The sequence below is a fragment of the Nocardia sp. NPDC001965 genome (assembly GCF_053594175.1).
In genome coordinates this window covers 37,815-60,449 of sequence record NZ_JBSFDZ010000021.1, presented here as the reverse complement: position 1 = coordinate 60,449, position 22,635 = coordinate 37,815, and the positions used below count along the sequence as shown (strand labels likewise).

Annotated in this window: 24 protein-coding genes; 8 read left to right on the top strand and 16 right to left on the bottom strand. The window is 66.0% G+C overall.

The genetic code is table 11. The annotated features are described in order from the left end of the window. Positions 1-111: 111 nt before the first annotated feature. The 9 genes from ACWCPQ_RS25090 to ACWCPQ_RS25050 form a co-directional block, all read right to left on the bottom strand. Positions 112-1,731, bottom strand: a complete 1,620-nt coding sequence (locus tag ACWCPQ_RS25090) for a ParB/RepB/Spo0J family partition protein (RefSeq protein ID WP_449903004.1) — start codon at positions 1,729-1,731, stop codon at positions 112-114. 91 nt (positions 1,732-1,822) lie between these two features. Further along, complete coding sequence (locus ACWCPQ_RS25085) at positions 1,823-2,056, bottom strand: hypothetical protein (protein WP_449903002.1); 234 nt, start codon at positions 2,054-2,056, stop codon at positions 1,823-1,825. A gap of 72 nt (positions 2,057-2,128) precedes the next feature. Continuing rightward, on the bottom strand, positions 2,129-3,055 hold the full coding sequence (gene dprA, locus ACWCPQ_RS25080; RefSeq protein ID WP_449902998.1) for a DNA-processing protein DprA: 927 nt from the start codon (positions 3,053-3,055) through the stop codon (positions 2,129-2,131). A 149-nt stretch (positions 3,056-3,204) separates the two neighbouring features. Further along, positions 3,205-3,810 carry a hypothetical protein gene (locus tag ACWCPQ_RS25075; RefSeq protein ID WP_449902995.1) on the bottom strand — a complete coding sequence of 202 codons (606 nt, stop codon included), beginning with the start codon at positions 3,808-3,810 and terminating at the stop codon, positions 3,205-3,207. A 158-nt stretch (positions 3,811-3,968) separates the two neighbouring features. Next, positions 3,969-4,733, bottom strand: a complete 765-nt coding sequence (locus ACWCPQ_RS25070) for a class II glutamine amidotransferase (protein ID WP_449902992.1) — start codon at positions 4,731-4,733, stop codon at positions 3,969-3,971. Then, the gene (locus ACWCPQ_RS25065) at positions 4,721-5,935 is read right to left on the bottom strand and encodes a hypothetical protein (RefSeq protein ID WP_449902990.1); all 1,215 of its coding nucleotides are present in this window, start codon (positions 5,933-5,935) and stop codon (positions 4,721-4,723) included. The genes ACWCPQ_RS25070 and ACWCPQ_RS25065 overlap by 13 nt, the downstream gene beginning before the upstream one ends. A 175-nt stretch (positions 5,936-6,110) precedes the next feature. After that, positions 6,111-6,845 (bottom strand): class II glutamine amidotransferase, encoded by a 735-nt coding sequence (locus ACWCPQ_RS25060; RefSeq protein ID WP_449902988.1) that lies wholly within the window; start codon positions 6,843-6,845, stop codon positions 6,111-6,113. Next, positions 6,833-8,035, bottom strand: coding sequence for a hypothetical protein (locus tag ACWCPQ_RS25055; protein WP_449902986.1), 1,203 nt, complete (start codon positions 8,033-8,035; stop codon positions 6,833-6,835). Before ACWCPQ_RS25055 ends, ACWCPQ_RS25060 begins: the two co-directional genes overlap by 13 nt. A gap of 431 nt (positions 8,036-8,466) precedes the next feature. Further along, the gene (locus ACWCPQ_RS25050) at positions 8,467-9,534 is read right to left on the bottom strand and encodes a DUF4192 domain-containing protein (protein WP_449902984.1); all 1,068 of its coding nucleotides are present in this window, start codon (positions 9,532-9,534) and stop codon (positions 8,467-8,469) included. 161 nt (positions 9,535-9,695) lie between these two features. On the opposite strand from ACWCPQ_RS25050, the gene ACWCPQ_RS25045 reads away from it, so the two are divergent. Beyond that, positions 9,696-10,223, top strand: a complete 528-nt coding sequence (locus ACWCPQ_RS25045) for a hypothetical protein (protein ID WP_449902981.1) — start codon at positions 9,696-9,698, stop codon at positions 10,221-10,223. Between the two features lie 34 nt (positions 10,224-10,257). Here ACWCPQ_RS25045 and ACWCPQ_RS25040 read toward each other — a convergent pair whose 3' ends face one another. Together ACWCPQ_RS25040 and ACWCPQ_RS25035 are read right to left on the bottom strand one after the other, a co-directional pair. Beyond that, positions 10,258-10,860 carry a hypothetical protein gene (locus ACWCPQ_RS25040; RefSeq protein ID WP_449902979.1) on the bottom strand — a complete coding sequence of 201 codons (603 nt, stop codon included), beginning with the start codon at positions 10,858-10,860 and terminating at the stop codon, positions 10,258-10,260. A 158-nt stretch (positions 10,861-11,018) separates the two neighbouring features. Next, on the bottom strand, positions 11,019-12,011 hold the full coding sequence (locus ACWCPQ_RS25035) for a DUF2637 domain-containing protein (protein WP_449902977.1): 993 nt from the start codon (positions 12,009-12,011) through the stop codon (positions 11,019-11,021). A 266-nt stretch (positions 12,012-12,277) separates the two neighbouring features. Here ACWCPQ_RS25035 and ACWCPQ_RS25030 point away from each other — a divergent pair, with 266 nt between their 5' ends. Then, positions 12,278-12,709 (top strand): hypothetical protein, encoded by a 432-nt coding sequence (locus ACWCPQ_RS25030; RefSeq protein WP_449902975.1) that lies wholly within the window; start codon positions 12,278-12,280, stop codon positions 12,707-12,709. Between the two features lie 505 nt (positions 12,710-13,214). Here ACWCPQ_RS25030 and ACWCPQ_RS25025 read toward each other — a convergent pair. The 3 genes from ACWCPQ_RS25025 to ACWCPQ_RS25015 are packed head-to-tail and all read right to left on the bottom strand — an operon-like array spanning position 13,215 to position 14,882. Then, a complete protein-coding gene (locus tag ACWCPQ_RS25025) occupies positions 13,215-14,057 on the bottom strand; it encodes a helix-turn-helix domain-containing protein (protein ID WP_449902973.1) in 843 nt (280 codons plus the stop codon). Then, entirely contained in the window at positions 14,054-14,569 is a 516-nt protein-coding gene (locus tag ACWCPQ_RS25020; protein WP_416566148.1) for a DUF6879 family protein, read from the bottom strand. Before ACWCPQ_RS25020 ends, ACWCPQ_RS25025 begins: the two co-directional genes overlap by 4 nt. Beyond that, the gene (locus tag ACWCPQ_RS25015) at positions 14,550-14,882 is read right to left on the bottom strand and encodes a hypothetical protein (protein WP_416566149.1); all 333 of its coding nucleotides are present in this window, start codon (positions 14,880-14,882) and stop codon (positions 14,550-14,552) included. Before ACWCPQ_RS25015 ends, ACWCPQ_RS25020 begins: the two co-directional genes overlap by 20 nt. Positions 14,883-15,117: 235 nt before the next feature. On the opposite strand from ACWCPQ_RS25015, the gene ACWCPQ_RS25010 reads away from it, so the two are divergent. Then, on the top strand, positions 15,118-15,402 hold the full coding sequence (locus ACWCPQ_RS25010; RefSeq protein WP_449902968.1) for a hypothetical protein: 285 nt from the start codon (positions 15,118-15,120) through the stop codon (positions 15,400-15,402). Beyond that, entirely contained in the window at positions 15,399-16,253 is an 855-nt protein-coding gene (locus ACWCPQ_RS25005; protein ID WP_449902966.1) for an SAM-dependent methyltransferase, read from the top strand. Before ACWCPQ_RS25010 ends, ACWCPQ_RS25005 begins: the two co-directional genes overlap by 4 nt. 158 nt (positions 16,254-16,411) lie before the next feature. Here the strand turns inward: ACWCPQ_RS25005 and ACWCPQ_RS25000 are convergent, their stop codons facing one another. Next, positions 16,412-17,008 carry an HNH endonuclease family protein gene (locus ACWCPQ_RS25000; protein WP_449902964.1) on the bottom strand — a complete coding sequence of 199 codons (597 nt, stop codon included), beginning with the start codon at positions 17,006-17,008 and terminating at the stop codon, positions 16,412-16,414. Between the two features lie 431 nt (positions 17,009-17,439). Here ACWCPQ_RS25000 and ACWCPQ_RS24995 point away from each other — a divergent pair, with 431 nt between their 5' ends. The 3 genes from ACWCPQ_RS24995 to ACWCPQ_RS24985 all read left to right on the top strand — a co-directional run bounded on the left by ACWCPQ_RS24995 (position 17,440) and on the right by ACWCPQ_RS24985 (position 20,476). Next, positions 17,440-17,895 carry a hypothetical protein gene (locus ACWCPQ_RS24995; protein ID WP_416566153.1) on the top strand — a complete coding sequence of 152 codons (456 nt, stop codon included), beginning with the start codon at positions 17,440-17,442 and terminating at the stop codon, positions 17,893-17,895. Between the two features lie 92 nt (positions 17,896-17,987). Next, positions 17,988-19,325, top strand: coding sequence for an NB-ARC domain-containing protein (locus ACWCPQ_RS24990; RefSeq protein ID WP_449902961.1), 1,338 nt, complete (start codon positions 17,988-17,990; stop codon positions 19,323-19,325). Continuing rightward, entirely contained in the window at positions 19,307-20,476 is a 1,170-nt protein-coding gene (locus ACWCPQ_RS24985; protein ID WP_449902960.1) for a tetratricopeptide repeat protein, read from the top strand. The genes ACWCPQ_RS24990 and ACWCPQ_RS24985 overlap by 19 nt, the downstream gene beginning before the upstream one ends. Positions 20,477-20,567: 91 nt before the next feature. Here the strand turns inward: ACWCPQ_RS24985 and ACWCPQ_RS24980 are convergent, their stop codons facing one another. Then, positions 20,568-21,104 (bottom strand): DUF6283 family protein, encoded by a 537-nt coding sequence (locus ACWCPQ_RS24980; protein WP_449902957.1) that lies wholly within the window; start codon positions 21,102-21,104, stop codon positions 20,568-20,570. Positions 21,105-21,325: 221 nt separating this feature from the next. Between ACWCPQ_RS24980 and ACWCPQ_RS24975 the strand changes: the two genes are divergently transcribed. After that, on the top strand, positions 21,326-22,366 hold the full coding sequence (locus tag ACWCPQ_RS24975) for an NERD domain-containing protein (protein ID WP_449902955.1): 1,041 nt from the start codon (positions 21,326-21,328) through the stop codon (positions 22,364-22,366). The last annotated feature ends 269 nt before the right edge of the window (positions 22,367-22,635 follow it).

Sequence of the window (22,635 nt, the reverse complement as noted above, 5' to 3'; positions counted from 1 at the left end):
AGAGGGATGGCGCGGGGGTCTTGTCGCGTGCGGGGCGAATGGCGCGCCGCGCTCTGGCCGCTGCACGGTGCAGGGCTGGAGCGCGGTGCAGGTTGTGGCGACGGTGTTGGGTCAGGCGGCGATGTCGATGTCGTGGTGGTCGATGTCGCCGACAGCGGCCTGTTCGACGTCGACGAGCTTGAAGTCGTATTCGGGGCCGACCGTGTCGAGGTAGCGCAGGTATCGGCTGGTGGCGTCTGGGCTGTGGCGCCACAGTGTTTTGTCGATGTCGGTTTCGTGGGCGGCGAGTTCCATCGCGAGCAGCATCGTCGTGGCCCGGTTCGGCGAGGCGGCCTCGATTGCGGCGAGCAGGGTGCCGCGGCCGGCGGAAAGTCCGAGCAGGGTGCTGGCCAGGTCGAGGGCTTTGGTGTCGAGGGTGTGGGCGCGGGCTTGGGCGAGGAAGATCGTCGCTCCGGTGGGTGGGGTCGCTTTGGCGACCAGCCGCGGCAGCGTCTCGAGGCGGCGGTCTTTGGCGCCCTGGCCGCGCTTGTTGAGCTCGCGCACCATGCGCCGCTCGTGGCGGGCCTGTTCCTGTTCGGCGCGCGCCTGTTCCGCGGCGAGGCGGGTGTTTTTGGCGGCCTCGGCAGTGGGATCGGTGGCATAGTGCAGGCCACTGTCGGCGAGCTGGAGGGCGGGCAGGTAGTAGTGCGGGGTCCACCGGTCGGTGTATTCGACGGTGTCGGCGTGACGCAGTCCGTCGACGGGTGCGGCGGCGCTGTCGCCGCGAGTGCTCCAGTCGACGTCGGCGTGGTCGATGATCTCGCCGCTGGTGCGGTCGACCAGCAGTGCGTTCTCTTCGACGGTGAGGTAGACGACCCAACGGTGCGCGTCGGCGACGAGGGTGGACTCGTCGACCTCGCTGCTGTCGGCGGTGGCCAGATTCGCGGCCGGAATGTAGGCGGGCGCGGGACCGCTGGTGTCGGGTTCTTCGGTCAGTACGCCGAATCCGTAGGCGGCATAGGACAGGGCCGCGTTCAGTCGGGCGCGGGTTTCGGTGCGGTCGGCTTCGATCCGGTTGCGGATGTAGGTGAAGTTGTAGCGGGGCGCGTGGGACAGGCGTTCGACAGCGTCGGTGTCGCCGAGGTTTTCGTATTCGGCGATCACGGCGAGCTGGTCGAGGCTGTACTGGCGATTGCCGAGCAGGTCTTTGGCGGTGGCCGAGCGGCCGATGGCCGCGGCCTTCTTGATCTCGGCGCGGTTGCGCTGCAGCCCTTTCGCGACGCGGGTGACCGATGCGCCGAGGTCGAGCATCTGTGCGATCCCGGCCGCACGATCGCCATCGCTCAAGGGGACGCGGCGGTCGTTGAGGTTGATCTGCATCAACGTCCGGTTGATGCGCCGTTGGTTGTCGTCGGTATCGGTGGGGGCCTCGACGATCCACACCGGAATCTCGGTGAGGCCGACCGCACGGGCGATCAGGACACGCAGCTGCCCGTCGATCGCGTACACGGTGCCGTCGGGCTCACGCTCGGCACGGACCGGCAACCCGACACCGAACTCCCGGATGGAGGCCACCTCGTCGGGATGGTCGGCCAGGTCGAACGTTTTGCGGACATTGTCGGCGATGAGCACGTCGGCCGGATGCATATAGGCGGCTTCGGGCCGCGGCGACGCAGCGCCGGCCGCCGCGGACTGGGTGACGGTGGAGGTGGCGTCGGGGTCGGTGAGGACAGTGGCGATGGTCGAACTCAATGCGGGCTCCTTGGCTTCGAATGAATGACGTGCGGTGGTTTCGTCGGATCTGGTGAGGCCATTGCGTGTGTTTCGGGAGGACGGGTGCGTGTCAGGCGGCGGCGCGGTCGGCCGTTCGACGTGCGACGTTGACCGGCGCCAGGCGCAGGACACCGTCGTTGCTGTCGCGGTAGACCCAGTGCCGGGCCTGCCAGCCGGGGAACTGCTCACGCCACCGGTCGATGGTCGAGGTGTCGGGGAGAGTGGTGACGGCACCGGCTGAACCGAGGTGTTCGAGCCGGTCGTAGTCGGTGCGGGTCAGGGTGTCGAGGGTTGGATCGGGCACAGTAACTAGCCTCCGTTTCCGGATTTCGGGGGATGGGCGGGCGGATCGCGGTGGGGTCGTGTCCGGGTGTGGTCAAGCTGGCGGCGTAGTGGACGCGGTGGTGAAGGTTGTGAGGGCGTCGATGATCTGGGCGGAGTCGGTGGCCAGCCGCGCCGTGCCGTCGCCGATCATGTGGTGGCAGCCGGCCGACGCCGCGGAGAACACCGATCCGGGCGCGGCGAACACAGGCCGCCCGAGCGTGGCGGCCCAGAGGGCGGTGTTGCGGGCACCGCTGCGGAGCCCGCACTCCGGGATCACCACCGCGCGCGACAGCGCGGCGACGAGCCGGTTCCGGTGCACAAAGCGGTGTTTGGCGGCGATGGTGCCGGGCGGATACTCCGAGATGAGCAGACCGTGCTCGGTGATCCGATCGAACAGTTCGGTGTGGGCGGCGGGGTAGGTGCGGTCCACGCCGGTGGCCAGGACAGCGATCGTGGGCGCTTGCCGCACCAGCGCCGCCCGATGTGCAGCCGCATCCACACCGAACGCCCCACCAGACACCACGATCCAGCCTGCCGTGGTGAAATTCCCGGCGAAACCGGCGGTGACCTGGATGCCGTAGCCGCTGGCAGCACGTGCACCGACGACCGCGATCCGGGACCGCGCGATCAGATCGAGCCGTGTACTGCCGCGGACCCACAGCCCGAGCGGACTGGTCGTGGCCGTGCCGGCCGCGTCGAGCACTGCCAACGATTCACCAGGCCACTCCTGGTCATCGGGGGTCAGCAACCGGGCGCCACAGCGGTCGGCGCGGTCGAGGTCGCGTTCGGCGTGCTCGCCCGCCCCGGCGGAGAGGCCGGGCACCGCGCCGGAGTCGAGGCGCAACGCGACTTCTTCGATAGGGTGTGCGCGCAGTAAGGCATGCACGGCGTCTGCATGGGTGAGCGCGGCGCGCGCCACGGCCGCCCACGCCACCCGACGGCGCGGATCGACGGCGGGCGGGAGAAGAGAATCGGCCATTCTGGCTCCAGAGTTCATCGAAGACGACAACACCTGTGATCGCCGCCAGCAGGTGGGGTCAATGCGGGTCGCGTGACTGGCGGTGGACGAGAGAATGTGTGTGAGCTCAAGTCGAGGCTCGCGGTGACGATCACGGCACAGTGCGGTGGTCACGGGAAGGCGTCGCCGTCACCGAACAGTGTGCTGAGTGCTACCAGCGTGGCGAGCAGGTCTGCTGGTTGGCGGTCGGCGGTGCCCGGCGCAGCGTCACGGACTCGGCGGATCCTACGGAAAGTCGGGTGCCGCAGATCGATCCCGACTCCCGCTGGTGCGCGTTCAGTGCCGGGGTCGTCGACGAGGCGGTAGTCTGCCAACCCGATCTCGATCTCATACCAGGCCTCGGCCGGTTGGCCGACCCGCGGTGTTTCACCGGGATCGGGGTCGCTGCGGCTCCAGTATCGGCAGCCACAGGCAGGGTCGTCGCAGCGGGTGATCCGGTCGCGAGCGACCGGGTTGTAGCGGTGCGTGCGTCCGGCCAGCATCGGACACACCGCGGTGGAGTAGGTGCCGCATTCACGGTGGGTCGCGGGTTCTACCGCGATACCGCGCAGGTAGTCGGCAGGCCGCAGATACAACACCACGGGGTCTTCGAGCGGTCCGCCGCATATCTGACACAGTCGGTCGAGCAGGGCGGTGAGCAGCCGGGCGCGGTCGAGTTGACCCCACACCGGCCGCGACCGGTCACGGTGAGCCACAGCGACGTAGGGAACGACCATGCCTCGAGCGGATGGCGCGGAGGCCAACCGCTCCGGGACGGTCTCGGGACCGTCAGTGGGTTGAGAGGACGAGGGATTCATGAGCACCTCAAATCCGATGAGAGGAAACGCACGCGCTCCGGAGCGGGCATCGATACCCGCCCGGCGCGGGTGTGAGTTCAGGCGGCGTCGTATTCGTTGAGCCAGTTGCGCACGTCGAGGTCGGCGTAGCGCTCCACGCCGTCGAGATCAGGGCACACGCATGCGGGGAATTCGCGCCAGCAGTCCTCGCAGTGCCCGCAGGAGGGGCAGTGCGACCCGAACTTGTCGGGGTCGAACTCCCCACATGCCTCGCACCGGTCTCCTGACTCCTCCCACAGGCCCCATCGGTAGGAGTCGTTGGAGTACCAGCTGCCCTCGACCCAGTGCCCGCGGTGCTCGTTGAAGATGTAAGCCTGGTGTTTGTAGGCGGGATCGACGGTGAGCAGCACCATCTTGTCGCTGCCCAGCCAGCGCTCCAGTCGTTCGCGGCCGGCCCACGAGTCCAGCGATCCGAACGGAGTGGTGGGGAGGAAGTCCTCGGCGGCGATGCGGGTATCCGAACGCGGATCGCCGTTCGCCGGGTGCACCTGTTTGGGCAGGATCCCGTTGTGCGCCAGCACCGTGCGTTCGTCCCCACCGACTCGGAAAGGATGACAGTTGGTGAGGTCTTGGGCGCCGTGGGTGGCCAGCCGGGAATGGAACAAGGCCGGTCCGTCGGGGTAGCGGTCGCGGAGCTGGGCGAATTCGGCGATGACGGTGGTGGCGTCGAGACCGTGCCCGGCGCCGATTCCGGTGTCGGTGAGTACGGCGTAGCCGTGGCCGTCGGGGTTGACCAGCGCGCCGCGCATCAGCATGTCGGTGTCCGGGGTGATACCGGGTTTGATGAAGGTCAGGATGCACATGCGAGGTCCTCGAGTTCGGCAGACAGGGCGGCGTACTGCGGGCGCGTGGCGATCCAGGAGGTGAACGCGGGCCATTCCCAGCCGCGGCGCCGCGCGATCTGCGCTGCGGTCAGCCCGCGGGTGTATTCGACCGACGCGTCAGCGAAGGCGAGTGCTGCCATAACCTGCTGGCGGTGCAGTGAGCTGGCGAAGATCCGCAGCTCGAAGGTGTGTTCGGGTTGGACGTTGATGGCCTCGTAGCGCAGGCCGTGACGGTCGCCCCTGGCATAGCCGGCCATCTGCTCACGGGTGTGGTCGCCGAATTCGGCCCACTGGGGGGAGCTGCGGCGTGCCAGGGTGGTGACGGGGACCTGGTTGCGGTAGACGAATTTCATCCACCGATAGATGTGGGCGGGGGAGTCGAATCCGGCTCGGGACACGTGGACGTGGATGCCGACCTCGTCGTCGGTGTAGGCACCCAGCAGCCGCAGTCGAGGTAGCAGTGACCATGGGAACTCGGTGCGCGCGTAGGCGTAGTCCATCGGGTGCGTGACGAGTTCGAATCCGCAGGATCCGATGGAGGAGTCGGTTTTGAGGTAGCCGAGATCCCCGAGTTCCGCGAGCGTGGCCTCGACGGCGTCGGTGAGTCCGCGGCTGGGGGTTTTCAGTTCCAGTTCCAGGCCCAGGAACAGCGGGCCGCGGCCGTGGAAGACGGGGGCGGGTTTGTAGTCGTAGCTGCGGATCTCGTCGTGGCTGGGGTGGTCGAGTTCGCAGGATGAGCAGTAGTCCTCGCTCCACCGGATGAGGGTGTAGCAGTCCTCGCAGTCGTGGTAGTCGTCGCGTCGGCAGGTGCTGCAGACGTCGTTGCCGCCCTCGACCGATGTGGTGTCGTGGCAGCGGTCGTTGCAGTCGTCGCAGACCGGGTAGTCGTCGGCGCAGTCGTCGCAGACGTCGCCCCCGCCGATGATGGCGGTGACGGAGCGGGTGTGAAGATGGCAGTCACCGCACTCCGACCAGTCACCGGCGCAGTCCGGGCACAGCTGGGTGTCGACGACGGTGCGCAGCGGCTCGCGGGTGCGTTCGCTGCACTGGTCGCAATACACCGCGTCGGTAGCGCAGTCCGGGCACAACGATTCACCGTCGATTACTGTCGCGTCCTGGTCAGGAGGGATGGCGTGGGAGCAGTCGTCACAGACGACCGGGGTGAGCAATGATGCGGCCATGGGCAGATCACGACCTTTCGGGTGTGCGGATCGAAGGGGCGCCGAGCTGACAAAGCCCCGCTGCCAAGCCCGGGGTGGGCGGTGGCGGCGGGGCCGTGGGTTTGCGATCGGTTCGGAACAAATGCGGGTTGTTGCTGAACGCTGGGAGGGTGCGTGCGGCGAGTCGCAAGCGATGTCAGTGGGGCTGGGCGTGTGGCGCGAGCACCCGAGTGCAGGCGCAGTGCGGGAATGCGGCTTCGCAGGCGAAGCACCAGCCGCACCGGGTGCAGAAGCGGCCGACCCGGTCGAGGTCCAGGCGTAGGCAGTACCGGCACACCGCCCGTTGCATCCGGATCCGGTAGGCGGTCTTGTAGGTGGTGTTGGAGTACCAGATCCCGTACTCCCAGACTCCGGCCTGTTCCCCGAAGATGTAGGCGGAGTGTTCGTAGGAGGGGTCGATGGTGAGCAGCACGAGCTTGCTCGAACCCAGCCACGACTCCAGGCCCCGGGCACCGCGGTGGGTGTCGATCGACCCGAACGGCATCGCGGGCAGATAGTCCTCCGCGGCGATCCGGGTATCCGAGCGCCGGTCGAAGGATCGAGGCCACACCCGTTTGGGCAGGGTCCCGTTGTGCGCCAGCACTGTGCGGGCATCGCCGCCGAGCCGGAACGGATGGCAGTTGTCCACCCCGTGCACTCCTCGGGTGGCGTAGCGGGAATGAAACAACGCCGGTCCTGTGGGGTAGAGCTCGCGGATGGTGAGGAACCGGTCGATTACCTTGTCGGCGCGCATCCCGCGGCCGACGATGATGCGATGTTCGGATTCGGCGATCACGGCGAACCCGTGCCCGTGCGGGTGGACCGCCGCTCCGAGCCGCAACGGCATCGGGTCAGGCGCGATGCCGGCGGGGAAGTAGGTCAGCAGGCACATGCCAGGGCCTCCATCTCCGCGGCCAGTGGCGCGTACTCGGGGCGATTGGCGGCCCAGGCGGCGAACCGTGGCCACTCCCACGCGCCGGCCCGGATGTCGGGGATGCGCAGGTGGCGGGTGTAGTCGATGGAGGCGGCAGTGAAGGCCAGAGCCGCGTGCACCTGCCCTAGGTCCAGTGAGCTGGCGAACACCCGCAGCTCCAGGGTGTGGCGAGGGTGGGGGTTGATCGCCTGGTACCGGTCCAACCCGGCCGCGTGCTTGTGGTCCTTGACGGTGTCGCGCGCCCGCGCCCGAGCGGCTCTATCGAACGGCGCATACCGCGACCGCCGGCGCGCAAGAATGGAGACCGCGTCCTCGTTGCGATACAACAGCTTCATCCAGCGGTACACATGGGCCGGGGAGTCGAACCCGGCACGGCTGGCATGCACATGCAGCCCCACCGTGTCATCGGTCCAGCACCCGAGCTCATCGAGTTCGCTGAGCAGGATCCAGGGGAACTCGTCGACCGCGTACTGATACGACAAGGGATGACTGACGATCTCGAATCCGGTGGGGTGGATCGAGGAATCGTTCTTCAGGTACCCGAGCCGGCCCAACCGGGTCGTGGCCGCGGCGACGGCATCGTTGTAGCGGTTCTGGGGAACGATGACCTCGAGCTCCAATCCCAGATACAACGGGCCATCGCCGTGGAAGCGGGGGTCGGGTTTGTAGCTGTAGGCCCGCACCCGCTGCGGGTATGCGCACAGGTCGCACGATCCGTTGGCGCGCAGCAATGTCTCGCACCGAGGGCATTCGGTGTAGCGGGTCTGGGCGCAGCGGGTGCAGGCGCGGAAGCCGCCGGACAGGTACCTGCTGGAAATACTGAATCGGTTACATCCGAAGCAGGAGTCGAAGAAGCTGTCGGCGCATCGATGGCAGACCGCCTCATCGGTGTCGGTCCGCGCCCCGGGACCGGTGAGTTCTTCACACGACACGCACGGCAGGTAGCCGGCTACGCAGCGGCCGCACAGTTGCATATTGCCGGCGGTCGAGGTGAGGGTGAGTGCGGGTTCGCGGCACCCGGCGCAGTAACGCAGTTCGGCAAAGCAGGGGCGGCAGACGGGGTCGGTGCCGGATCCGACCGGGCACACCGCGAGGCGGTCTGCCCGGTGGCAGACCGGGCAGGGAATCGAGGACATGGTGTCGGGCATGTGTAATGCGCCTTCCGGAAGACGATGAGACGCCAGGCCACCTGCGTGGTTGCGTGCTGGCGACACGGACAGCCGGTCGGGCAGCGACCGGTCCTGAAGAAGACCGACGGGTGCACAACAGCTGGAGACCCGGGAGATTCGACGGGTTCGAGTAGGGACGGGGGCCTTGTCGCACGCGGTGGTCGATTTGTGTGCCAGATGCGGGTCGGGGACACTTGTGGCCCCGACCCGCGTGGGGTGCCTCGCCGGCGAGAAGGGCTGCAGCACAACAGGTGAAGGCTGTATGCACAAGTGGTGGTCGTTTATCCCAGCTCTTAGGAGGATCAGAGTTCGTGGCTCGGGTCAGCGTGCGCACGTCTGAAGCCGCTGATTGGAAACGTCCGTACGGCAGGGTCGGCAGGACGGGCTGTTGAGCGACATGCCGTTGCAGTTCACTGCTGGCCAGGACCAGTGCTGAGCGGCGGGATCTCGATGCCGTCTGCTGCCATGGCCTCACGGGCATGTTGGGCGAGGGTGTGCATCCGGCCAGAGGGCAAGGCGCAGTCCAACGCCGCGCGCAACAGCCCGGCCAAAGTGTGGTTGTCGTCAGCGGTGAGGGCGGTATCGATCGCGATGGCGGCGAGGACACCGTCCCCGCGGTGGTACGCGAAGAACGCCAGGACTGCGGCGGCGTGAGCTCGGTCTGCGCCGGTCAAGGCGCGAGTCAGCGTCGTGGCCAGCTGTTCGGCAGCATCGGCGTGGATGGTGCCGGCCAAAGCGAGGGTGGCATCGCGGATTGTGCTCTCGTGCCACGCAACGGCGACGTCGGCGAGGCTGCGTGGGGTCGGTTCGGTGCCGGAGTGCAGTGCGGCCACTGTGCGGAGCACGGTCTGGACACCGGCACGGCTACGCACCTGCGGGTCACCACCCTGGCCGACATCGACATCGCTCAGGTGCCGGGTGATGTCGGCGGTCAAGTCGGGGAGCGGGGTGAGGAGCGCCTCGATCGCACGACGGTCGGGATGGAGCTGTCGGCCCGCGTAGACGCGATTCAACGCGACCAGGGTCATGGTCGGGTCGGGCAGAGTCCCGTCGCGGTGTGGCGGTCGCAGACTGTGCCAGCGTTGCCCGGTAGCGATGCGACCCACTGCCCAGGCGCCTTTGACCTCGATACCGCTCTCTTCGAGCCGATCCTGAAGCGCGAGCAGGACAAGGTCGACAGGAGTGGGCGGGCGACGCCGGTCGTCGATGACGACGGCCAGGACCGCGTCGGCGCCATTGGCGGTGCACGCCTGCTCGACGGAGTCGACCACGTGCTGTGCGTCGTGGAGGTCGCAGCGGATGATGGCTTCGAGGAGGCCACCCCGCCGGTCGGGTTGCATGCTCAGCACAGCCACGACCAAGGATCGGTGTGGGGTGAAGCCGAGCATTGCGGGAATCGAAGCGATGAACTCGCCTGGATCATCGAGCCGCGGAACTCGGTCTGGTGCGGCGCTGGCGGGTTGGTTCTGATTAGTCATGGGTCCTCTCCAGGGGGCGGGGGTTGGGCACAGATGTGTCGGAGCAGGAGCGGAAGGGATGAGCGCTGCGGCGCGCAGCGGTGGAGAGATCGCCGGTGTGTACGTCGGCGTAGACTGGGAGGCGGGAATGATCAGGCTGGCGGGCTGGGCAGGAGCTCGTGATGGCCACTCAGAAACGCGGTGGGCGCGCACCGGAAGTCGTTGAGCGCTTGGAGCGCTCCCGGGACCGATTACTTCAACGGCGGGCGCGGGAGCGTCAGCGGGAGAACGAGATCAAGGCCGCCGTCGCGCAATACATCGACGCATGGCAGTCGACCAAGGCGCTGATAGCAGGGCGTGACACCGAGATCGAGAAGCTACGCACCCAGATCGCCGAACTCGAAAATGCATGCGCGCATCAAGTGGCGCTTCAGCGTGCCCGGCAAGCGACGGCTGCGGCCGCGATCAAGCAGTATGGTGAATCCGACGAGGCGATCGCCGAGCTGCTCGAAATCACCACCCGGGAGGTCCGTCAACTCCTGACGGCGGCGCGCACGAGTACCGGCGGCGAGCGTACTGAAAGACAGCAGAAACCGGTCGATATAGGGGAGCGGCGGGAGTCTGTGCCTCATGTAGACAGTGGTGAAGGTAGGACAGGTCAGCCTGAAGCGACCGAGGCGGACGGTGCAAACCGCACCGACAGGATGTGATGCCAGATTGCGCCGTGTTCGGCGTCGGATCCGTTCAGGCGCGCGCGTAGCGTCCGGCGTTCCAGACAAACCACTGGAACTGTGGTGGGGCGAACCCCTGCCTGGCCGGCACCGCGGGTGAGGGGGAGATGGGCCAGTATGCCAATCCGCAGCGGTGGCAGTACCAGGCCGAACTCCACACCGCCCACGCCGCGGGGCGTCCCCGTCGAATCTTTGCGTTGTCGTGGGCGCGAAGCGCGGCGAGAATGAAAAGGATTCCGGCTGGAAGGGTCAGAATTCCGAGGAAGCAGACAACAAACAGGAGACTGCTCAACAGATCCTCCCCTGAGGAAAACCCTCCTGCTGTCGCCGGGGCAAACCACAGCAGTCCTGGGATTAATAACACCAGGCCCCATCGGATAAGTCGGCCTATTGGTTGTTCTGAGGGCCCCATTGGTAGGGCGCGAACGAGGGCACTGGTGTGGCTGTGTTCGGTGTCGGAGGTGCCGATCATAGGGACAAGCCCGTGGGTGGTGACGCCGGCGCCGGTGTAGGTGCTGCTGCTGTAGCTGGTCGATACTCCGTCGGCGTGCAGGGCGGGAACGCTTTGCACAAGCTCAAGGCTGCTGCAGTGCGGGCAGGTGATATCGGTTTCCATGCGGGCCTCCCCCTTGTCCGCTTGGGCAACCAGAAAAACGGGAGCGAAGCGAAGCAGACCTCAGGGCACTCGGAAGAACACTGGTCCTGTCCATCCAACACCGCTCGCTCGTCGATGTCGAGACTCGAATTGCATGCCATGCGAGTCTCGACGCGCGCTCATTCGATGAGGAAGCTGGTCGTGGGGGAGACGATATGGTCCGCTGCGGGCTGCGTCGAATCGGTTTCGGTGGTGCCGACGGGGGCGGTCGGCACTCTGAAATTGCCGTCCTCGAGTGCCTCGGGGTCGGACGCTGTCGAGCTGGGAATGTTCTCTGTAGCGCAGATATCCGCGTCGCGGAGAATACGGCTGATCGTCGAGCGACTCCGGTCCAGTTCAGCGGCGATTCGAGTCGGGTTCCACCCGTCGATGTGATGGTGGGTCAGCGCTTTGGCGACCAGGTCGGGGTCGCGGCGGCCGATTCGGTCGCGTGCGCACAGGGCGTAGGCGACTGCAGTGATCTGCTCGGCGGTGAGCACGCGTTTGGGCTGTGTACGGCCGGCGTGCTGAGTGCGCCGACCGCGTGCGGGGGTGCGCACAGGCGTGCTTCGTGATGTCGTTGCGCCGAAACCGCTGGTGGTCGGCAACGTTGGGTGGGCGGGCTTAGGTCCTGTGGCGCCTGGTTGTTGCTGTGTGTCGGTGGTGCGTGCGTTGGAATGTGCCAGCGCTAGCAGGGCAACGGTGGCTTGGGCCATGGACCCTTCGATGATCAGTGGCCACAGCCATGCCTCTCGGGCGGGGATTCCGGCGGTAACCGCGAGCGCACGCAGGGCAGTGAAAGAGAGCCAGAACGCGCCCGCGGCGATCAGTGCTGTCATGGCGGTCGCGACCAGGTGCGTGCCGCGGGCACGGGCGTGTGCACGCAACAGCAACGCCACCCCGTGCACGGCCGCGAGTAACGCCAGAGGCGGGATGACCGCGACTGCGGCCGCCAGCATCGGCAGCGTGGGTGCGTGCAGGAGGGCGTGCAGAGCGTTGCCGGTGATACTGACCGCGGCGGCAGCGATGAGTACCGCCCAAAAGAAAGTGTGCGTACGCGGCGGCCGCACTGCCGCCTGCTGTGCACGGTGACTATCGAGATCGTGATCGGGTGTGGTCGGGTCGGCGTGCACTGGAGAGTCCCTTCTGGGGCGGTCACGTGATAGGTGGCCAGGAAGCCGGCACGCAGAGTCGGGATACCGGCTGGCTAATGAGTTCGTCGAGGCGAGGACAGCGTGCGGGATGACCTTCCGGACGAGTCGAGTGTCGGCATTGCTGACGTTCGCGCTGGACAGTCGCGCCGCTACTGGAGCCGTCGGTGCCAGGCGACAGAGTGCGCCCTACCCGTCGATGCTGGTCGCTTGGCCGAGCCATCCCGGGCCACGGCATGATCGAGTACATGCCTACCGTCGGCCGGCCAGAAGAGCCTGAATCCGCTCCGAGGTTCACGCCGGAGTGTCGTCTGGTACCCGAGTCGAGTCGGTATGCACGGAAGGTCGTTCGGGACCTGCGCTACAACAACAGCGATCTCACCATCGCTATTCAAGGCCCTGGCTTCTCGTTCGCCCAGGTCGTGATGGGGTTCCGGGTGCTGGATGAGGGAGACCTCATCGAGTACTGGAACACCTACAGCGAACCTCGTGGATGGCTGTGGGAAGTCGAGCGAGGCGGCTGGCTGGAGCTTGAGCGCACGCGCCCCACTTTTTGGAGGGGCGAGCAGGGCAGTATCCGCGAGTACTTCCTCGTCGATGACCACTGCATCAATATCCTGACGTGGGCTCCGCCTGAGATCATCGATCTCGGCGCCGACCCGACGAGGAGCAAAGAGTGAGACTCCTGGTGGCTTGAGCGTGCGTGTGCCCACGTGCCATCGTCCGGCGAAGTGCCGCGCCACGATCAGAAGGGCCGCCTGCGTCGCCCTGGGCCGGCACGGGCACCGCACCCCACCGCTGCAATGTCTGCGGATACCGGCCGGGTGACGGGCCTCGCGAGAAGGAGGATCGCTGACTATGGGAGGAGCGCAAGGAAGGATCGACGCGTAACTGGTGCCCCGGCCCTCCCGGATCTCGAATTCCAACGCACCCCTTGAGCTGGGGTGTTGCGAAGACCACGAGAACCCAAAAAGTCGTACCGGGGCGCCAACATCGCCCCGGTACGACATTGCAGTATGAGCTTGCGGAACCAGCTGCTTGGCCGGAACGTCTATTTCCGCATGACATTCGAGATGCATCCGATCCTGCGCTACGAGCCGCCGCTCACCGGCGACCGCAGTGTGTCAATAGACAGCTCCGAGGCATGGCGGGGCTGGGTCGACGAACGTCACAAGGCTCCGGAACCTACTGCTCCCGAGACCGATGAGCGAGAGCCTTCGTGATCAGGTCGCGAGCGTCGCGCCCCGTCATGGCCTGCTTTGCCAGGATCTCGAATGCCCGCCCGTAGGTCGCGATCTCACGCGGTTGAGTGATTGTCAGCTCCGCAGTCACGTTCTCCACCATCACCATCCGGTTGTCGAACATCGCGAAGTTGTAGCTGGGGACTCGGTAGTTCGCCTCACCGGGCACGATGCCGAAGTGCACCCGAGGCATCCCCAGGACGGCGAGCAGGCGGTCCAGCTGCCCGGTCATGATCCGGTCGTCACCGACGGTGGTGCGCAGAGCCTGCTCGCCGATCACGAAATGGAATGTGTGGTCGCGCCGATACAGGATCTGCTGGCGTTCCATCCTCTTGGAGACGCCTTCGTCCACGTCGTTCGGTACGCCCTGGAACTCGATCACGTTCCGCAGGATCTCTTCGGCGTACTCCGCGGTTTGCAGCAGTCCGGGCACCAGAAACGGGTGGAAGACCCGCATGAACGCGGCTTCTGCCTCGATGCGCAGTGTGGCCTGCTGGCGACGTTTCGTGCCCGAGCCGAGCAGCCGCCGCCACTCCAGATAAGCCGACTCGATATTGCGGACCGTGGCGATCAGATCCGCCAACTGCCCTTCCGAACCGGTGTGCGCGCACCATGCTCTGATGTCGGCTTCTGCGGGTTTGGTCTTGCCGTACTCGATTTTGGAGACTTTCGTCTGGTGCCAGCCGGCGAGGCGTGCCAGCTCGGTCCCGGTGAGCCCGGCATCCTGGCGAAGCTCCCGGAGCCGAGCTCCGAGAGCCTCCTTCGACTCGTCGATCGAATTCGTCACCTGTCGGGGTATTCCCGTAGCGGCACCGCCATCGACCATACACGTTCTTTCACCGTTCGAATGTAGGCGACGATCTGCGGATCGGTGGTGACCGCACCGCCAACCCATCGCCCGCCGGGTTCGAACACGGTGAACGCGACAGTCGAGTCATCGAATAGCCACCAGTCATCGGTGGTCAATTCATCGGGCGCGATGAGATGCCGTGACAGGTAGCGGACGTCTTCGCCGGCCTCAGCGTTGAGCTGGGCTACATGCCGGGCATAGCGGGTGTAGTTGTTGTGCGGCACAGAGACGACCCGGGCCCGGTTGACTGCCACGCCCCGCGCGGTCGTCTCCCGGACGTGTTCAAGCCACGGCTGGAACCACTCGTAGTCCTCCGGCTCGCCCGCCAGGAAACGCACGACCGGCGGGTAGTCCGCAGGATAGTAGTCGTCCTTCACCTCGAGGTGGAACGCTTCGCGCTTGGCCTCCCGGAACAAGTTCAGAAATGAATCATCCTGCGTCAGCAGCATGGCCGTAGAACTCCCTTCCGGTCCGGGGCACCTCGATGCAGGTCTCGTCCGGGTAGACATCCATCTGAGCCAGCGTCGCAGGGTCGGTCACCGGCGCCCCACTCAGATGGAACGTGCCGCGACCGGTGTCGGTCAGCAGCGCGCCGATATAGGTGTCGGGCTCGGCGAAACCAGTGAGCAGATGGGGAATCTCGACCGTTCCAGGTCTGTCGGTCTTCCACCCTTGCACCACATAACTGCCCTGGTCGGTGGCGTACAGGCTGGGGCAGCCGCCGCCTTCGGTGCCGCCTTTGCCGAGGAACTGTAACCGCATGATGTGACCTCCATTAGTGTCATGCGTGCTTATGCTCGCGCTGATTCGATGATCGCTCAAAGTTGCCGGTAATGTAATGCGAAGTAGTTTTTCAAGCATGTCGGAGCATGATCATGGACCTGCATGGTCGAGGTTCTCTACCGTCGGTGACCAGTCACCCGGTAGTCGCCTCGTGCCGCTGTCGCCGACCTCCGGGTGACCTCCCGACCAATCCCTGGACCCGTGAGGTGACCCCATGGGCGAAACTCTCCCACCACTGCCGACACGACCACCAAAACGCTGGGTAGAGGCCGCGCCGCTGAGGTACTGGCACACCAGCCGACGCAGCAACCGCGCACTACTGGAACGGATCGCCTACCGGTTAAGGGCATCATCAAACACCTACCCGGCGCACCACTGCCGCAGCACCGCACCGATCCGCGGGTACGTGCACGCCCATCAGGTGATGGCCGTCCACGTCGGGCACCGCTGCGGCCGCTACACAGAGGCGGCCCGGTTCATCGGGGCGGTGGCGACATGACCGAAACCCGTGCGCTCGGGGTGCGTGCGCCGGTCGGGGTGGACACCAGCCGCCCGAGCATGGCGCGGCTGTGCAACTGGATGCTCGGCGGGAAAGACAACTACGCCCGAGAACGGGAAATCGGGCAGCAACTCGACGCGGTCGCACCCAGTCAGCGGGCTGGAGCGTGGGCGTCCCGGCAGTTCCAGCAGCGGGCGGTGCGGTACCTCATCGAGACTGCGGGGGTGCGGCAATTCCTCGATATCGGCGCAGGCCTGCCTATCCCGGAGCCGCACCAGGTGAACACCCATCAGGCGGCCGCGCATCTGCACCCGCTGCCGGAGGCGGACCGCCCGACGGTCGTCTATGTCGACCACGACCCGGTTTGTATCGCGCACGGCCGCGTGCTGCTGGAGACCACCGACCAGTCCCATTACGTGCGAGGAGATCTGCTCGACCCAAACTTGGCGGAGTCGGAGGCCGCGACCTACCTCGAGCTGGACCGCCCGATCGGTGTGCTGTTGTGCGGGGTCCTGCATCACGTCGGTGAGGGGCTCGACCCCGCCGCTGTGGTGCGCGGTTGGATCGACGCGGTACCTGGCGGGTCGTACTTTCTACTCACCCACCAATGGAATCCCGGTGACGGGACACGGTCGGCTACTGCGGCCGCAGGCTGTGAGGACCGGTATCTCGACCTGATGGGTTCGGGCTGGTACCGGTCGCGCGCAGAGATCTCCGCCCTCTTCGATGGATTGCACGTACTCGAACCCGGTCTGGTAGTGCCAGGGGAGTGGTGGCCGACCGGACCGGTCCGCAAGTTCCCGACGATCGCGGAAGGGCTCATCTTGGTGGGGGTCGGCCGCAAACCGTGACTGTAGAGGGTCGGCTCCCACACCCCGAACAGGACCGATCGCCGCCAGGCTGCCACTACGAACTGCAACGCCGACGACGTCGGCTTGGTGGCGCAGTCGAGTCCAACTCTTCGGCATCGAAAGTGTCGACGCGCAGCCTTCGAGCCCATCCACCCGCGTCAGCAGCTCTGCAGCACCTGCCCGAGTGCGTCCTTCTCGGCCGGCTGGAGGGTCAATTGCCACTGGGCTTTCACTGCCACCCACATTTGTGCGTAGGTGCAGCGGTATCCGGCGCTCGGCGGAAACCATTGACTGGTATCTTGATCGCCCTTGGAGCGATTGGACGAAGCGGTGACCGCGATCAGCTGGGGATTGTCAAGGTCATTGGCGAACCGCTCCCGCTGGTCGGCGCTCCATTCGTTCGCGCCGGACCGCCAGGCTTCGGCGAGCGGAACGACATGGTCGATATCGATATCGGCGGGATCGGTCGTCGTCTGCTCGTCGTAGAGGGAGTGCCAGCTCCCGGCTGTGGGGCGGCACTGGGAATCGACCGTCACGCTGTCTCCGTCGCGCTGCAGGACGGTCTCACGAGTGGTGCATTCTCCGGAGGTGTTCCAGTGCGGGAACGCGTCGCGGGAATAGCCGCTGAGCGACCCTTCCTCGGCGACCGTAAGCCCATTCAGCAGTGTGCGAGCGGCGTCAGGGGTCGGAATGCCCGGCGGCTCGGCCACTACGCTCGCGGGCTGCGTGAGCCACATGGCGGCTGCAGTGGCCACCACTGCACGTGCAAATGCTGGGAGCGCTCTCATGCCTGTCTCCAGGATTCAAAATGTCCAGGGGTACGGATACGTAGAGGCACACCGTAGCGGGTCGCCGCGACTGCGAGATGGATATGCGGTAGCCATGGTCTGTCCACTGAGAGCCTCTGTGCGACAGCCGCGTACTGCGCATATGCAGGGTGGGAGACTCGAGCTCGACTATGACAGGCAAATTTGCGCTCCTAGGAAATTCGAATGTCGAGTGGATCGGCTCAGGGGCGCCACCCAGTTCACCATGGTCAGATTCGCGTTAGCTCAAATGCTTGGCCCGTTTCGGGATATGCTCAGGTTCAAGCAATCTGGTTCGGAGAAGCTCGCGAGCGAGCTCCCGGACCGTCCACCGTCGGGCATGTGGGTGGTCTGCGGTGTAGGGGGCGAGTATGGAACCGGTGACGTTGGTCGTGGCTGCCGTCGCAGCAGGTGCGGCAGCGGGGTTGGGCGGCGCTGCCGAACAGACCATCGCGGATTCGTATCAGGCGATCAAACAATTGATCGCACGACGGTACGCATCGGTGGATGTCGATGTGGTGGAACGGGCGCCGGATTCGTTCAACAGGCGAGCAGTCCTTGCCGAAGAACTCCAGGGCGCCGGCGCCGGCGAAGACGACGAACTCCGAGCGATCGCGGGCCGACTGTTGGTGGCCGTTCATCGACACGCACCCCACGCCGCCGGTGTGGTCGGTGTCGAACTGCGCGAAATCCGCGCAGGCGAGCTGGCGATCACCGATGTCGCTTCCGACGGTACCGGTGTGGTGGTTGAGAGCGCCGCGGTCGATGGCACGATGACCATCAGCGGAGTCCGGGCCGGCAGCGGGTATCGCCAGTTCCCTTCGTCGGCGCGGTAGGCGCAGGGCGGGACCCTGCTGCGCCGGAAATATCCTCCGCTGTAGCGATCCGCGGCGCCGACGTTGGTCGTGACCTGGCGGTTCACTACACGGTGCAGCAACCACCCCCGCCGTTCTCTAGGCTGACCGGCACCCTGCCACGTGGCGTAGGGACGCTGGTGGGGCGAGGCATCGAGCTGGCCCGGATCGTCCAGGCCGCAGGTCCAGGGCGGGTGGTATCGGTTCATACCGTCGACGGGATGGCCGGTATCGGCAAAACCGCGCTGGTTACGCGCGCAGCGCACGAGCTGGCACCGTGGTTTCCCGATGGGCAGTACTTCGTCGAACTGCATGCCCACACCCCCGGGCAGACGCCGACAGACCCCGCCGATGTCCTGGCGAGGCTGCTGGTCGCTGTGGGTGTCGACTCCCGGTACCTGCCGGAGACCGTGGTGCGGCGCCGGGATCTGTGGTTGGACCGGGTCGCCGGCAAGAAGATCCTGCTGGTGCTCGACGATGCTCTCGACCATGCGCAAATCGAGCCGCTCCTGCCTGGGACGGGTTCGTGCCTGACGCTGATCACCAGCAGGCGCCACCTGACTGCACTCGACAACGCTGTCCCGCTGGCATTGGACGTGCTCGAACCCCTGGCAGCAGTCGACCTGTTCCTCACTCTCGCTCATCGCCAAGCGGTCACTGACGACGAACGCGCCGCGGTGGAATCGATCGTCGCGCTCTGTGGTTACCTGCCGCTGGCGATCGTGTTGCTAGCGGGGCGGCTGGCCCACCATCCGGCATGGAACATTCTCGGTCTCGCGGACAACTTCACCGCGGCGCACGACCGCCTCGATGAACTCGAGGCGGGTCCGCGGGCCGTCAGGGTCGCGTTCGCGACGTCGTATAAAGACCTGCCACCCGAGCACCAGCGAATGTTCCGGCGTCTGGGCCTACACCCAGGAGCCGACTTCGACGCACATGCCGCAGCCGCACTGTCCGGGGTTTCGGTCCGCGAAGCCCGACTCCAGCTCGAAGCCTTCTACACCGATCACCTGGTAGAGGAAACTCAGTCCGGTCGATACCGCCTGCACGATCTGCTGCGCGCCTACGCCAGGACACAAGCCCACGCCGACGACACCGCCTCCGTGATCGAAGCGCTGATGGACTACTACCGAGACAGTGCAATCGCCGCTGACTGGTACGTGGCGCGCAGCACCCGCCCCACCATCCATCCAGCCGCCGCCCCCCGATCGCCGGTAGCGCGCGAGTTCGATAACGAGACCCAAGCGCTGGCCTGGATGCGGATCGAGCGCGAGAATTTGCTGGCCTGTCTCGATTACGCCGCCGAGCACGCCCCTCGGCGCGTGGTGGAGCTGACCGAAGTGCTGGCAGGCCTGTTCGAATGTGACGGCCCCCCCTCGCTCAGGCAGCCACCTTGCACGAATACGCCCTGATTGCCGCCCGCCACCTCGGGGACCGGCTGGGTGAAGCCAATTGCCTCACCAACCTCGGTCGTGTGCGCGAGTGGAATGGGGACTATCCTCAAGCTACTGGGCTGTATGAGCAGGCGCTGGCCCGCTACCGTGAGCTGGGTAGCCCGATCGGGGAGGCGAACTCGCTGGCCAATCTCGGCAGCGTGCGCCGGCTCACCGGTGACTACATGCGGGCGGCCGATCTACACCGGCAGGCGCTGAACCAGTACCGGGTTCTCGGTAACCGCGTCGGCGAGGCCTATACGCTGATGATTCTCGGGCTCACCTACAGCGAAACCAGCGACTACACCGAATCTGCCGACCTCTACCGGCAGGCACTGGAGCGCTTTCGCGAACTGGGAAATCGCATCGGCAGAGCCAGAACTTTGGCCAACCTCGGCGAAGTACTCAAACGCACCGGCGCCTTCTCGGAATCGGTTGACATGCATCAACAGGCGCTGGCTCTGTTCCGCGAAGTCCGACACCGTCCAGGCGAAGCGGATGTTCTGATAACTCTCGGCAGCGTCAAGCGCATCCTTGGCGACCGCACCGAATCAGTGACCTTGTACCGGGAAGCGATGGAGATCTTCCAGGAAACAGGCAACCGCCTGGGACAAGCGATCGCACTCACCGAACTCGGGGACCTCAGCCGAGTGGCCGGCCACCATATCGAAGCCGTCGAACTCCACGAAAGGGCTCTGCAATATGCGCGGGAGCTCGGACACCGGCTCAGCGAAGCCAAGGCACTCGCCAACCTTGGCAAAGCACGAATGGAAACCGGAAAGACCGACGAATCAGCAAGCCTGGCCATTCAAGCCCTCGCCCTGTACCGCGACCTCGGACACCGAACCGGCGAAACCGAGGCCCTCTGCAACCTTGGGAACCTGCTCCTGGACACCGGCGACCCACGCAACGCCCTGCAAATGTTCACCGACGCCGAAGTCCTTGCCCACTCCATCAACAGCCAACTCGAACGCGCCCGCGCACTGGAAGGTGCCGCCCGGGCGCATGGGTATCTCGGTGGCACCATCGAGGCAATCACCGCGCTGCGACAGGCTATAGCTATCTACCACCAACTCGCATTGCCCGACGCCGAACGCGCCCGCCGAGAACTCGCCGCGCTACTTCCGTGAGGTGGCAGCGGACAGGCCTCTCGCACCAACTTGCCCGAGCGCGGACGCCGCCATCAGAGGCGCTATATCGAACGGTGAATTCGTGAGCAGCTCATCCGTGGAGGTCGGAGCGCCGACCGATGATCTTGGTCATCGCCTGATGCGCTTCTTCCGATGGGCGCTCGATGTCGGCCTGCCCGTGGTCGGCGGCGTCACCGCCGGTATCGAACACCGGCACCGGAGAACGGTAGGTGACCGCAGCCTCGAAGGTGGCGTCGCTGATCCTGCCGGAAAGCAGCGCAAGCCGCAGACTGAGCAACTCCTCGCCATGGCATGCGACCCATCCCGCGCACATGCGGTGGCGGTCGCTATCGGCATCGACCTGATGGCATTGGAACACCCTGTCCGGTTGCAGGCCGGTCTCGCGGTCGTAGCGGCGCAGCTTCTCGTATTCCTCGGTATGCCAGATCCCGCTCGGGACATCCCGCCGGTACGGACACGATAGGCACGGGCGGGGCGCCGGCGCACCGATCTCCTCGTAGGGGCTGTCTGCGCCGTCTGAGCCGTCTGCGGCGTCGAGAGCCCCATGAGTTCCAGACACGCTCACCACCCTGCACTGTCTTTCCACCAGCCTCAACTGCTCGACCACCTGGTCCCGATCGGACTCAGCAGCCTCAAGCCAGCCACAGAAGCATGTCGCGCCGCAGCCCACCGCCCTCGCTGGTGTACCCGACACTCTGGCAGTGCCCCCTGAGCTACGCCCACCCGCCCTGTTGGTCCGGAAGCGGCGGAGCCGCAACGGTTTTCCCTGCAACGTGTCGGACTCGGTCGATACCGTATAGGTATCACCAGTAGCAGGGAGGGGTGATCATGATGCTCGTCATCGCCAATAAACCCAAATCCGGTACCGAATCGCGCGTCTTCGAGTGGCTGAAGGGGTGGACAGGGCAATTCAAGATCCCCGGCATCGCGATCACCAACGCTTACGTCGCCGGCCAAGAAGTCGACCTGATCATCATCACCCCGCACACCACCGTCGCGGTCGAGATCAAAGGCACCGCGCCAGGCGTACCCGGCGACGGTGTGCTGATCTGCACGTCGAACAGCCGATGGCAGGTCCCCGGCTATGTGGGTGATCCGGTCCATGTACGTGTCAACGACACCACCCCCTACGACCAAGCCCGCGACAGCGCGCTGAAGCTCAAGCGTGTGGTCAGCCGAGTGGGAAGCGGCGTGTATGTCCCGGGTTTGGTGGTTGTCGTTCCTCCGCGGAACTCGACTATGCGGCTCGACAAGAGATCGGCGCCTGATGGCTGCGCCGTGCTGCTGTGTGAGAACCACAGTCCACTGCGGGCCTGGTTTCACAGGGCCCATCGCTCCGGCAGCATCGCTTGGACTGCGGAGCAGGCCTACGCACTGGTCGATGCGCTCGAATGCGGCGACCGCATCACCGTCGCCGAACTGGCAGCCGAAGGCTTCCCGCGCAGGCAGGCCGCCCCTTCGCCGGCTGCGTCGCCGACGATGCCACGATCCAGTCCTGCACGACCGGAACCACCGGTTCTCGCCAAGGCTTTGGCGCCACGCCCACCGGCCTCACCGAAGCCGACCAGGCCCACCGAGACAGCACCACGGCAAGTGATGGCACGGCAATCCACTCCGGCCTCCGCCAGTAGGCGGAGCGTGTATCAGACCACGGCGGCGTTCGCCGCGATCGCAGTGCTCGGCGGCGGGCTATGGCTGTTGGCCCAACCTGACGGTGAATCCGATCCCAAGCCGATCGGAAACGAACAGCCGATCAGCTCGGTCATCGGAGAGCCAGTGCATCCTCCTTTGCCCACACCCACCGAAGAGTTCCCGCCAGCTCCAGCGCCGGCCGATAATAGTTGCTTCCCATTCCAATCGAACTGCTGAGGGCGCTTATGCGGATATGGCCTGGTGAAGATGGCACCGGGCCAATCACTCTCACTGCTCAATCCACTGGCAGTGCGGCAGTGTGACGATTCGGCAGCGATAGTAGGCGCGGCAGCGGTGCGCACCAGGCGTCATGACCCACAAGGACCCTGTTCGGCCCGAGTGGGTGCCCGTTGTGGCAGGTCTCGGGCTGCGGATCGGACCAGCCTTCGGGGGCGCGGTAGAGCTTTCCGGGCTCGATGGCCCGGCTCCGCACTACCCACCGCACC